11 protein-coding genes are annotated in these 11,653 nt (G+C 74.7%); 3 read left to right on the plus strand and 8 right to left on the minus strand.

The genetic code is table 11. The features are described from left to right. The first annotated feature begins 218 nt into the window (after positions 1 to 218). Entirely contained in the window at positions 219 to 3,218 is a 3,000-nt protein-coding gene (locus ABZ885_RS27500) for an AAA family ATPase (protein WP_360193993.1), read from the plus strand. A gap of 96 nt (positions 3,219 to 3,314) precedes the next feature. On the opposite strand, the gene ABZ885_RS27505 is transcribed toward ABZ885_RS27500, so the two are convergent. Next, complete coding sequence (locus ABZ885_RS27505) at positions 3,315 to 4,199, minus strand: virginiamycin B lyase (RefSeq protein ID WP_360193996.1); 885 nt, start codon at positions 4,197 to 4,199, stop codon at positions 3,315 to 3,317. Between the two features lie 180 nt (positions 4,200 to 4,379). Then, on the minus strand, positions 4,380 to 5,330 hold the full coding sequence (locus tag ABZ885_RS27510) for an AI-2E family transporter (RefSeq protein WP_360193999.1): 951 nt from the start codon (positions 5,328 to 5,330) through the stop codon (positions 4,380 to 4,382). A gap of 78 nt (positions 5,331 to 5,408) precedes the next feature. Here ABZ885_RS27510 and ABZ885_RS27515 point away from each other — a divergent pair, with 78 nt between their 5' ends. Both ABZ885_RS27515 and ABZ885_RS27520 read left to right on the plus strand, forming a co-directional pair. Next, complete coding sequence (locus ABZ885_RS27515) at positions 5,409 to 5,984, plus strand: IS607 family transposase (RefSeq protein ID WP_360194002.1); 576 nt, start codon at positions 5,409 to 5,411, stop codon at positions 5,982 to 5,984. Then, positions 5,977 to 7,620, plus strand: a complete 1,644-nt coding sequence (locus tag ABZ885_RS27520; protein WP_360194005.1) for an IS200/IS605 family accessory protein TnpB-related protein — start codon at positions 5,977 to 5,979, stop codon at positions 7,618 to 7,620. Before ABZ885_RS27515 ends, ABZ885_RS27520 begins: the two co-directional genes overlap by 8 nt. Here the strand turns inward: ABZ885_RS27520 and ABZ885_RS27525 are convergent. The 6 genes from ABZ885_RS27525 to ABZ885_RS27550 form a co-directional block, all read right to left on the minus strand. After that, positions 7,617 to 7,877 carry a hypothetical protein gene (locus tag ABZ885_RS27525; RefSeq protein ID WP_360194008.1) on the minus strand — a complete coding sequence of 87 codons (261 nt, stop codon included), beginning with the start codon at positions 7,875 to 7,877 and terminating at the stop codon, positions 7,617 to 7,619. The genes ABZ885_RS27520 and ABZ885_RS27525 overlap by 4 nt on opposite strands. A 128-nt stretch (positions 7,878 to 8,005) precedes the next feature. Then, a complete protein-coding gene (locus ABZ885_RS27530) occupies positions 8,006 to 8,437 on the minus strand; it encodes a hypothetical protein (protein ID WP_360194011.1) in 432 nt (143 codons plus the stop codon). Positions 8,438 to 8,597: 160 nt separating this feature from the next. After that, positions 8,598 to 9,704: a winged helix DNA-binding domain-containing protein gene (locus tag ABZ885_RS27535; RefSeq protein WP_360194013.1), complete on the minus strand. Its 1,107-nt coding sequence runs from the start codon at positions 9,702 to 9,704 to the stop codon at positions 8,598 to 8,600. Next, positions 9,701 to 10,510: a glycerophosphodiester phosphodiesterase gene (locus ABZ885_RS27540; RefSeq protein WP_360194016.1), complete on the minus strand. Its 810-nt coding sequence runs from the start codon at positions 10,508 to 10,510 to the stop codon at positions 9,701 to 9,703. The genes ABZ885_RS27535 and ABZ885_RS27540 overlap by 4 nt, the downstream gene beginning before the upstream one ends. Continuing rightward, positions 10,507 to 10,950 carry a hypothetical protein gene (locus ABZ885_RS27545; RefSeq protein ID WP_360194019.1) on the minus strand — a complete coding sequence of 148 codons (444 nt, stop codon included), beginning with the start codon at positions 10,948 to 10,950 and terminating at the stop codon, positions 10,507 to 10,509. Before ABZ885_RS27545 ends, ABZ885_RS27540 begins: the two co-directional genes overlap by 4 nt. A 38-nt stretch (positions 10,951 to 10,988) precedes the next feature. Next, the gene (locus ABZ885_RS27550; protein ID WP_360194021.1) at positions 10,989 to 11,405 is read right to left on the minus strand and encodes a TOBE domain-containing protein; all 417 of its coding nucleotides are present in this window, start codon (positions 11,403 to 11,405) and stop codon (positions 10,989 to 10,991) included. Between the last annotated feature and the right edge of the window lie 248 nt (positions 11,406 to 11,653).

The following is an 11,653-nucleotide window of genomic DNA, read 5'->3' on the forward strand; positions in this document are numbered from 1 at the left end:
GCTGAACCACGCCGAGGTGCTGGAGGCCGGCAAGGCCTCCGCCGAGCGCATTGGCGCGCTGCTCGCGAAGGTCCTTGAGCGGACCCCGGTGGCGGCCCGGGGTGAACCACCCCCGCCCTTTGTGGACGTACGGTAACCATCCCGTGCCGACACGGCATGTACTTCGTGGCCGATTCGCTGCTTTACCGATCCCACGCACCGTCAAGTAGCCTGCGGCCATGCGCACCACATCGTCGATCACCGTCGGCCGGGCGGCCGAGCTCGGCCTGCTCGGCAGCGCGCTGGCCGCCGCCCGGCAGCGGGCCGGGCGGGCGGTCTTCCTGCTCGGCGAGGCCGGGATAGGCAAGTCCCGGCTGGCCGGCGAATGCGCCAACCAGGCCTACGGGGCCGGGCTGCCGGTGCTGCGCGGCCGGGGCTCCTCCACCCTGACGGTGACCCCGTTCCGGCCGCTGATCGAGGCGCTGTCCTCCCGCTTCCGCGCCGCCGGGACGCCGACCGACCCCGAACTCGACCCCTACCGCCCGGCGCTGGCCCGGCTGGTCCCCGAGTGGCGCAGCACGACGTCCGGCGCCGCCGGCTACCCCGAGACGGTGGTCGAACTGGCCGAGGCCCTGCTGCGGCTGCTCGCCGTCCTCGGCCGCGACCAGGGCTGCGTCCTGCTGCTGGAGGACCTGCACGACACCGACGCGGAGACGGTCGCCGTGCTGGAGTACCTGGTCGACAACCTGGCGGGCCTGCCGGTGCTGCTGGTCGCCACGCTGCGGGCCGAACCCGGCCCGGCCCTGGACCTGGTCCGGGCCGCCGAGCGCCGGCGGGCCGCCGCCGTCGCCGAACTGCGGCCGCTCACCCCGGCCGACGTGCGGGCGATGGCCGCCGCGATCCTGGAGAGCGAGGTCGCCGAGGTGCCAGCGGCCGTCCTGGAGCAGCTCGCCGGGCGCGGCGACGGCTGCCCCTACCTGGTCGAGGAACTGCTCGCCGACATGCTGGCCTCCGGTGCGCTGCACCGGGCCGGCGGCCGCTGGGAGGTGGCCGGCGGCCTCGGCACCGCCGTGCCCAGCACCATCGTCCGCAGCTGGGGCCGGCGGATCGAGGAACTGGACCCGCCGGTGCGCGAACTCCTGGTGACCGCCGCCACCCTGGGCAGCCGGTTCTCGGTCACCACCGTCCAGCTGATCACCGGGTACGACGACCGGACGCTCTTCAGCCATCTGCGCTCCGCCTCCGAGGCGAACGTCATCGTGCCCGACGGCGCCGACCCGGACCGGTACGCGTTCCGGCACACCCTCACCGCCGACGCCGTCACGGCCACCCTGGCCCCCGCCGAGCGCGCCGCGGTGGCCCGCCGGGCGGCCCGGGCGATCCTCCGGGCCGACCCGGAACTCGGTGAGGAACGGCGCCAGTTGGTGGCCTCGCTGCTGCTGGCCGGCGGCGACCGGGCGGGTGCGGCGGTGCACTTCGCCGAGGCCGGCCGGCGGATGCTGGAGGCGGGCGCGGCCGGCTCGGCGGTGGTGCTGCTGGAGCGCGCGCACGAGCTGGCCGACGACACCGGCCGGGCGGCCGTCACCGAGCAACTGCTGCCGGCGCTGGCCGAGTCGGGCCGGCTGGACCGGGCCTTCGAGCTGGTCCGCACCCTCCCGCCGGTGCCCGCCCAGGCACCGCCCGGCGTGTGCTCCCCGGCCGCCGACCGCCGGATCGGCCTGCACACCCGGCTCGCCTGGGCGGCGGTGATGGCCGAACGGACCACCGAGGCCACCGTCCAGCTCGCCGCCGCCCGCGCCCTCACCGGCGCCCACCCGCGCCCGGAGCAGGACGCCGCCCTGGTGGTGGTCGAGGGCCACCTCGCCCTGCTGCCCGGCCACGGCACACCGCCCCTTCCGGGCCCGGACGGGGCCGCCGCCGGTGCGCAGCCCGCGCGCGCCCGCCTCGCCGAGACCGAGCGGCTCGCCCGCCACGCCGCCGAGGTGGCCGAGCGCTCCGGCCTGCCGGTGGTCGCCTGCCAGGCCTGGCAGTTGCTCGCCCTGCTGGCCCGCGAGCGCGGCTTCGACGACGCCGACGCCTGCCTGGAGCGCATGCTGGCGGTCGCCGAGGCGCACGCCCTCCCGGTCTGGCGGGTCGAGGCGCTGCTGCGGCTCGGTGCCAACGCCTTCATGCGCACCGGCGACGGCACCCGCCTCGCCCGCGCCCGGGAGGCCGCCGCCGGGCTCGGCGCGATCGTGCTGACCCAGACCCTGGACGGCCTGCTCGCCATGAACGCGGTGCTGCGCGGGGAGTGGCGGACCGCCCGGGAGATCGTCGACCGCTGCCTGGACGCCACCGCCCGGCTGCACAACCTCGCCGCCCACCGCTACCTGCTGCTCGGCTCGGCCACCCTGGCCGCGCACCTCGGCCGGCGCCGTGAGATGGACCGCGAGCTGCTCCGCTTCAAGCAGGCCGGCGGCGAGGAGTCGTTCCTGATGCCGCTGCGGCACGGCCTCTGCCGGGCCGTCGGCGCGCTGCTCGCGGAGGACCGCACCCGGGCCCGCGCCGAGATGGCCGCCGGGCTCGCCTGGGAGCTCGAACACCCCAGCGTCTTCTACCTGGCCGGCCGGCACGGCCTGCACCCGCTGCTGGAGGTCCTCGACGGTACCTGGACGCGTGCCGAGTTCGCGGCCGCCACCACCGCCCCCGCCGCCGGACTCGCCTGGAACCGCCAGTTCCTGCTCTTCGCCGAGGCCGTCCTGCTCGGCCGCGAGCACCGCCCGGACGCCGCCGCCCGCACGCTCGCCGAGGCCCGTGCGGCGGCCGCCCCGTTCCCGCTCGCCCACCACCTGGCGCTGCGGCTCGCCGCCGAGGCCGCGCTCACCGACGGCTGGGGCGAGCCGGTCGGCTGGCTGCGGGCCGCCGAGGAGTACTTCCACGCCGCCGAGGTGAGGCCGGTGGCCGCCGCCTGCCGGTCCCTGCTGCGCCGCGCCGGTGCCAGCGTCGCCCAGCACCGCGGCGGCCGCGACGCCGTCCCGGCCCGGCTGCGCGGCTGCGGGGTGACCCTGCGCGAGTACGAGGTGTTCCTCCTGCTCGCCGACCGCCCCGGCAACCAGCAGCTGGCCCGGGAGCTCTCCATCTCCCCGCGCACCGTGGAGAAGCACCTGGCCAGCCTGCTCGCCAAGACCGGCTGCCCGGACCGCGCCGCGCTCTGCGCCTTCGCCGCCGAACTCTGCGCCGAGCCCGTCGCGGGGCGCTGACGCGCGGGCGCGGGAGGCGGGCCGTCAGGGAGAAAGAGCAGCAGAGCGTCAGGGCGTCAGGGCGTCAGGGCGTCAGGGCGTCAGGGCGTCAGGGCGTCAGGGCGTCAGCCGGACGATCTCGCCGATCTCCAGTGCCGCGTGGACGGCGCCGTCCGAGCCGGCCGTGATGCCGTGCGGCTCGGCGCCGTCGGCCGGCAGCCGGTACGCCCGGTAGGCGCCGTCCGGGGTGAGGGAGCCGATCCGGTTGCCGGCCCACTCGGTGAACCAGAGCCGTCCGTCCGGCCCGGTGGCGATCGCGTGCGGGCGGGCGGCCCGGTCGGGCAGCGGGTACTCGGTCACCGTGCCGTCGGTGGCGACCCGGGCGACCTGCCCGGCGCCGATCTCGACGCACCACAGCGCGCCGTCGCCGCCCGCGGCGATCCCGACCGGTGCGGCGCCGCCGGTGGGCAGCGGGTGCACCGTGACCTCCCCGTCCACGGTGATCCGGCCGACGGCGTGGGCCTGGTTGAGGGTGAACCAGAGCGCGCCGTCCGGGCCGGCGGTGATCATCGACGGGTACGCGCCGGCTACCGGCAGGGGATGTTCCGTCACCTCCCCGTCCACGGTGATCCGGCCGATCCGGCCGGCGTTCAGCTCGGTGAACCAGAGCGCGCCGTCGGGGCCCGCCGCGATCCCGAACGGCCCGGCGTCCGCGGTGGGCAGCGCGAAGGAGCGCTCGCCGCCGTCCGGGTCGATCCGCCCGATCCGGTGGTCCCGCATCCGGGTGAACCAGAGCGCGCCGTCCGGCCCCGCCGTGATCACCGAGGGCCCGCACTCCGGCGCCCCCAGCCCGAACCGCCGCACCGACCCGTCGGCCCCCAGCCGCGCGATCTCCCCGGCGTGCACCAGGGTGCACCAGACCGCCCCGTCCGGCCCGACCGCCAGCCCGTACGGCCCGGCCTGACCGTCCGACACCCGGAACCGCTCGATCGTCGTACCCAAGCCCCACCCCTTTCACTATTGCGACTTCCGTCGCATTAGCGATGCTGCCACACTCCGCCCACGCACGGCAAGCGCCGTTGTCGGTGACAGGCCGTACGTTCTGGGTGCGACGACCCGGACACCGCCTTCTACGCCGCGGTCCACCTGCGCGCCGCCGAGCACGCGCTGCGGCCCCGCCGCCTACAGCTGACCGGCCTCCCCGGACGCCCGGGACGCCCCGTCCGACGCGTCCGGCCCGGGCCCCCGGTCCTGCCGCCCGCCGCGGCGGGTGCGGTCGGTGACGCCGCGCAGGACGGAGACGACGCCGAGCCCGGCCGCGCAGACCGGCACGGCGAGCAGCGCACCCAGGATCCCGGCGATGCCGGAGCCCGCGACCACGGCGACCATGATGGTGGCCGGGTGCAGCTCGACGGTGCGGCTCTGGATCAGCGGCTGGAGGACGTTGCCCTCGATCACCTGGACGGCGAGCACCACGCCGAGCGCCCACAGCGCCGTCCCCAGCCCGCCGTCGGCGAGCGCGACCAGGACGGCCACCGTGCCGGACAGGAACGCCCCGATGAACGGGATGTAGGCGCCCATGAAGACCAGCGCGCCGAGCCCGGGAGCGCCGGGGACGCCGAGCAGCAGCAGCCCGACGGTGATGAAGAAGGCGTCGATCAGGGCGATCAGCGTGGTGCCGCGCATGAAGCCGGCCATCGCCTCGAACGCCCGGTCGGCGCAGGCGATGACGGTCTCGGCGCTGCGGGCCGGCAGGTAGGAGCGGATCACGTCGCCGGTGCGGTGGCCGTCGCGGAGGAAGAAGAAGACCAGGGCGAGGGAGAGCACGGCGCCGGTGAGGACCTGGGTGGCGAGGCCGAGCCCGAAGAGCACGCTGTCGGTCAGGGTGTTGATCAGCGAGTTGGTCTCGCCCCGGGCGTTGTCCAGCGCGTGGCGGATCTTCTCGCCGGACGGCCCGAGCCACTCGGCGAGCCGGCCGCCAGCCTCCTGGAGCGCGTCGGCGATCTGCGGGGCGCTGTGCACCAGCGAGTTGACGAGCAGGGCGATCACCCCGCCGCCCGCGACCACCAGCACCGCGCAGGTGAGTCCGGCGGCCAGGCTGCGGCCGACGCCGTGCCGGACCATCCACGGCATCACGGGGTTGTGAACTGCTCGGGATTGAGTCAACTCTAGTGTGCATTAGAGCCTCTGAGTGGATGTTAGGATCACTGCATGAACCTCAAGGACTGGGCGATAGCGAATGGTGTGCACCCGCATACGGCCTATCGCTGGTTCCGTGAGGGGACGCTGCCGGTGCCGGCTCAGCGGGTCGGGCCGCGCACGATCCTGGTGAACATCGCGGCGAACACCGGGCCGGACGCGGTCGGCGGTCTGGGCTTGTATGCCCGCGTGTCCTCGCATGACCAGAAGACCGACCTTGAGCGGCAGGTGGCCCGGCTGACCCGCTGGGCCGCGACCACGGGCCGCCCGGTAGTCCGGGTGGAATCCGAGATCGCATCCGGCATGAACGGTGCTCGCCCGAAGGCGAAGCGGTTGCTGGCCGACCCTGCTGTGACCACCGTGGTGGTGGAGCACAAGGACCGGCTTGGCCGGATGAACGTCGAGCTGATCGAGGCCACTCTGTCCGCGACGGGTCGTCGTTTCGTTGTTCTGGATGAAGGCGAAGTCGAAGACGATCTGGTGCGGGACATGGTGGAGGTACTGACCTCGTTCTGCGCCCGCCTGTATGGTCGCCGGTCGGCGAGGAACCGTGCTCGGAAGGCTCTTGAGGCTGCCGAGCATGGCTGAGCCGGACAGTAAGCCGCTGCGACAGATTGCCCGGCCGTTCGTCGCCAACGGCCCGTCGGGCGTGAGCATCCGGGACCGGCTCAAGGGTCTTACTCCCGAGGACGAGCAGGTGCTACGCCAGGTCGGCGCCCACATGGGCGCGCTGGCCTCCCGTGATCTGACGGCGCGGTGCCGGGACGGGCTGGAGCATTCCACCGACACGTGGGCGACGCGGAAGCGGGAGCTGACGGCGGAATCCTCCTCCCGGTGGGCTGGTTCGGTGACCTCGAACACGCACGATCAGTGGGGCCTGTCGCGCCGTGCGCAGTGGGCGCACCTGGTGTCCCTGGACGCCGGTATCCGCACCGTCCGGCTCCGCCTGTCCCTGCCGGTCGGCGAGAAGGGCAGTAAGGGGAAGCCGGGCGGCTACCGCTCCAATCACGAGTGGTTCCAAAAGGCGCGTCGTCTGGCGACCCTTGAGGGCACCTACGAGCGTGTCCGCACAGAGCGTGAGGCCGGGCGTGTGTCGGTGGTGCGGGGCGGCAGGCGGCTGCTCAAGCAGCGTCACAACCTCACCGCCGCAGGCAGGACCGAGACCACGTGGCGTGCCGAGTGGGAAGCGGCCCGATGGTTCCTCACCGCTGACGGCGAGTCCGGGAAACGCTTCGGTAACGAGACGATCCGCGTCACCCCCGACGGGGGGATCAGCGTCAAGCTGCCCGCCCCGCTCGCCCACCTGGCTAACGCCAAACACGGCCGATACACGCTCGCCGCCCGAGTCGCCTTCTCGTACCGGGGCGACGAATGGCGCGACCGCATCGAAGCGAACCGGGCCGTGGCCTATCGCATCCACCTCAACACCGCTTCCAGGCGCTGGTACCTCGACGCCTCCTGGACCCGCAAAGCCCTGCCCGTCACCCCGCTGGACGTCCTGCGCGCCGACGGCGTGATCGGCGTGGACACCAATGCCGACCACCTCGCCGCATGGCGGCTCGACCAGTACGGCAACCCGATCGGGCAGCCGCGCCGCTTCGACTACGACCTGTCCGGCACTGCCGCCCACCGCGACGCCCAGCTCCGCCACGCCCTCACCCGCCTCCTTCACTGGGCGAAGACCACGGGTGTGCAGGCCATCGCGATCGAAGACCTCGACTTCACCGACTCCAAGACCCGAGAAAAGCACGGCTGCAAGAAGCGGTTCCGCCAGCTCATCTCCGGAATCCCCACCGGCAAACTCCGCGCACGCCTGCTCAGCATGTGCACGGAAGCCGGTATCGGCGTGATCGCCGTCGATCCCGCCTACACCTCGATATGGGGGGCCCAGCACTGGCAAAAGCCCCTCTCCACTGACCGTCGCTCCGTCAGCCGCCATCAGGCGGCCGGCGTGGCGATCGCACGACGCGCCCTCGGATACCGGATCAGGCGACGGACAGCACCGCCCCGCCAGCACCAGAGCGATGCTGGCGGGCATCGGACCGCCCAGGCCCGACCCAGTGACCGGGGGCGTGAGGAAACCCGTCCCCGTATCCCCGGACCACGGACACGATCCGCGTCGCCGGATGCGGAGCGAACGCGGGCGACCAGGACATCCAAAACCGTTCGGGATGTCCGCAGTGCACAGGCTTGGGTCCAAGACTCACTCCTGCTCACTGATTAGGAACGGTAGAGCAGCGAGGTGCCGAGCAGCGACAGGATGACCGGGACGGTGGCGGCGCGCAGCTCGACCAGGGCGAAGACGACCAGCGAGGCGACGGTGATGAGCAGGATCACCGCCACCGACCAGGCGGCCGCCGACCGGACCGGGGGCGGGAGCATCAGGTACGGCCTGCGGTGGTCCTCCCGGCGCCGGTCCGGCACGCCGCCGGACGGGGGATCCCCCGGCATGCCCACCTCCGCCTGGTGCGATCGGTCCACGTCGTCCCATCTCAGCAGACGATCCGACCGGCCGCCCGCTGTGCCGGACCTCCGTCGCGGCCGGAGCGGCGGGCTGCCCGGACCGGTGGTCGCCGGCCCGGGCCCGCGCGTTCCTCAGCGCCCGCCGCTCACTCGTGGAACTCGAACGTCCAGGCCTGCTGCCGGTCGTCGACGTCCAGCGGCCGCAGGGCGGTGCGCGGCGGGAAGATGTCCAGCACGCTGAAGTCGAGGGCCAGTTCGCGGCCGTCCACCGGCCCGCCGGGGACGACGACGTGGAAGGTGTTCCGGCCCGCCGCCTGGTAGAGCGCCCACTCCCGGGGCTCGCCGGAGCCGATGACCTCGGTGTTCTCCTGCGGCGGGCCGTCGTAGCCGGCGTAGGCCGGGTGCCGGAGGTTGCGCAGCCGGACGTTGCCGTTGTCCAGCGCCTCCAGCTCCCACTCCTGCTCCCCCGGCTCGCCGCCGGGCGGGAGGACCACCACGGGGTCCTTGACCCCGGACAGCGTGAGCAGCTGCCCGTTCGGCTTGGTGACGGCGTAGACGCCGTTCGGAAGAGGTGCCACGGCGGACTCCACTCGCTCGCGCGGCGCCGCTCCCGGCGCCGCAGTTCGATGAATGGCCCGATTCAACCCGCCGCGGATCGGCCGCACACGGACGAAACGCCCGTCGCCACCCGATCGAGACCCCGCACCCGCACACCAGCACGACCACCGCAGACGCGTGCTACCCCGCGCACTCGATGCGGACCTCGCCGCCGCCCGCGAAGGCCAGCACCCGCTCCGCCTCGGCCTCCGCCTCGCGCCGGTCGTCCTTCCGCAGGGCCGCGTACGGACGGACCAGGACCGTGCGCTCGCCGCCCCGGCCCTCCGTGAGCTGCCAGCTCCCGGCCGCCATGCCGTCCACCAGCAGGATGCCGAGCACGATGCCGTTCTGCGTCATCAGCCGCGGCCGGTACTCCTCGGGCAGCACCCGGGTGCGGTCGGCGTGCGAGAGGACCAGGTTGTCGAAGGGGGCGACCAGCCGGACCGGCGCCGGCACCGACGGGTCGGGCCGGGGCGCGTCGGGCAGGTCGTAAAGCAGCCGGCCGTGCTCGTCGCGGAAGGTGACCAGGCCGGGGGCGAGCCGCTTCAGCACCGGGCCGAGCCGGCTGAGGCCGCACCACTTCTGCAGGTCGGCGACGCCGGCCGGGCCGAACGCGGCGAGGTAGCGCAGCGCCAGGTCGTCGAGCGAGGGCGCCGGGTCGAGCGGGCGGCCGAGCCAGTGCTCGGCGGTGGTGTGCGCGGCGGCGCCGCTCCGGCCCCAGATCCCGCGCGGCGGCACCTGGACCAGCGGCAGGAAGCAGCGCGCGGCCTGGGCCAGGGCGCCCGGGTCGCGGCCCGGGCGGGACTCCGCGAGCAGTGCGCCGAGCTGCTGGAAGGTGCGCGGCTGCGCCTCCACCAGCTCCCGGGCCTCGGCCGCGACCGCGTCGAGGTCGACGCCGTCCAGCAGCTTGCCGTGGTTGCCGCGGAAGCCCTGCTCCAGGACGGGCTGCACGAGCGGGCGCAGCGTCAGGCAGTCCTCGGCGGTGACCAGGTGGATGGTGCCGCGGTGGAGCGCGATCCGGACGGCTTCGCGCCGCTCGATCGGCTCCGTCAGGTGCTCGGGGGCGAAGCCGTCCAGCCGGGCGAGCAGGCCGAGGTAGGGCGGCTGCGGGGCGGCCTGGGCCTGGAGTCCGCCGAGGTGGCGGACCATGGCGGCGGCCGTCATGGTGCTGCGGGCGAGCAGGTGCTGACGGGCCAGCAGGGCGCGGTTGAGCGCGCGGGTGGTGAGGACGGCCGGTTCCGCGGTCACCGGCGGCCGTCCAGGACGGAGCGGAGCAGGCCGATCCGGTTGCTGGTGATCGAGTCCACGCCGGCCGCGCGGAGCCTGCGCATGGTGCGGCGCAGGTCGGCGGTCCAGGTGGAGACGGCGAGCCCGGCGTCGTGCGCCTCGGCGGTGAACGCGGGGGTGGCGAGGCCGAACGGCGGGTTGAGGTAGCGCGGGCGCAGGTCGTCCAGCAGGGCGCGGACGGGCAGCCGGGGCTGCTTCCAGGTGAGCGCGATCTCGGCGTCGGGGGCGAGCGCGCGGACGGCGAGCATCGCGGTGGCGGGGCCGCAGAAGGCGACCCGCTGCTCGGCGCCGAGGGCGGTGACGGCCTCCCAGGTGGCGGCGGCGGGGTGCGGGTCGTCCAGGTCGATCAGCAGGCGGGCGGCCGGGGTGGCGGCGACGGACTTGACCGCCTCGGCGAGGGTGGGGACGGTGAGGTCGCCGTCGCGCAGCCCGGCCAGCTGGTCCGCCGTGACCCGGCGCAGCTCGCGCGGGTCGCCCCAGAGGCGTTCGAGGGTCGCGTCGTGGAGCAGGACGGGCACGCCGTCGCGGGTGAGCCGGACGTCGACCTCGACGGCGTCGGCCCCGGCGGCGAGCGCCGACTCGATCGAGGGCAGGGTGTTCTCGCGGTACCGGTACGGGTCGCCGCGGTGGGCGACGGCGAGCACCGGGCGGCGGCCGGCGGGGTTCGGTGCGTTCACGGCGGATGCGTTCACGGGGTGGGCGGTCCTCGGGGCCTTCATCGGGGTGGCGGTCGGGGTGGTGCCGGGCGGAGCGGCGGAGGCGGTCATCGCACCAGCCCGGCGAGCCACGGGGTGAGGTCCTGGTGGGTGACGGCCTCGCGGTAGGAGGGCTCGCCGGGGACGGTGACGACCAGCGTGCAGGCGGGCGGGAAGGTCCGCTGCCTGACGTGGACGAGTCCGCTCCAGACCGCGTCGAGGAAGGCGGGCACGCTGTCGCGCGGCACGTCGAAGGCGATGCCCTCGACGGTGACCACCGCCTCGTCGTGGACGAAGAGCCGGACGTCGGTCGCGGGCCGGCCGCCGATCTCCAGCAGCGCCTCGTGGGGTATCGCGTCGAGCTCACCGCCGCCGTCGGCGCCGACCAGCCCGGCGAAGGTCTGGTCGCGGCCGATGTCGTGACCGGCGCGGACCTCCCGACCGTGCCGGGCGGCCATCGCCTCGACCGCGAACACGGCGCTCTGGGTGGACGGCAGCGGCGGGTGGGGCATCGGGCGGCGGTCCTCTCGTCGGGTCTCTGCGGTGCGCCTCAGCGCAGTTCGATCATCACATTGGTCGACTTGATGACCGCCGTCGCGGGCGCGCCCGGCACCAGGTTGAGCTCCTCGGCGGACTCCCGGCTGATCAGCGACACCACCCGGAACGGCCCGGCCTGGATCTCCACCTGCGCGGCCACGTCACCGAGCACCACGTCCGTGACGATGCCCGGGAACCGGTTGCGGGCGGAGGACGGCCGCCCCTCGGCCTCGGCGTTCTCCGGGCGGGCCAGCTCCCGTGCGAAGGCGGCCAGCTGGGCACCGGGGATGATCCGGTGGCCGTGCTCGTCGCGCTCGGCGGCGACCCGGCCGGCGTCCACCCAGCGCCGCATCGTGTCGGCGCTCACGCCGAGCATCGCCGCCGCCTCACCGATCCGGTACGGGTTGACCGGCGCCCCGGACTGGCTCATCTACGACTCCTGACGACGGTTCGGTGGTTCGGTGGTTCGGTTGCGGTCGTGCGGCGGCCCGGCGGACGGCGTGGCACGCCCGGCCCCGCCGCCATCCTGCCGTACCGGGCACCCGCCCGGCCAAGCGGAGCGGCCCGGCACGCACCCGGACGGCACGACCGGGTCGGCCGCCACGACGGCGGCCCCGGCTACGGCTCGCCGAAGACGTCCCTCCGGACGGCGTCGCCGGCGGTGAGGACGGCGCCGGC

Origin of the sequence: Kitasatospora sp. NPDC047058 (assembly GCF_040643935.1) — a bacterium.
Taxonomy (GTDB): domain Bacteria; phylum Actinomycetota; class Actinomycetes; order Streptomycetales; family Streptomycetaceae; genus Kitasatospora.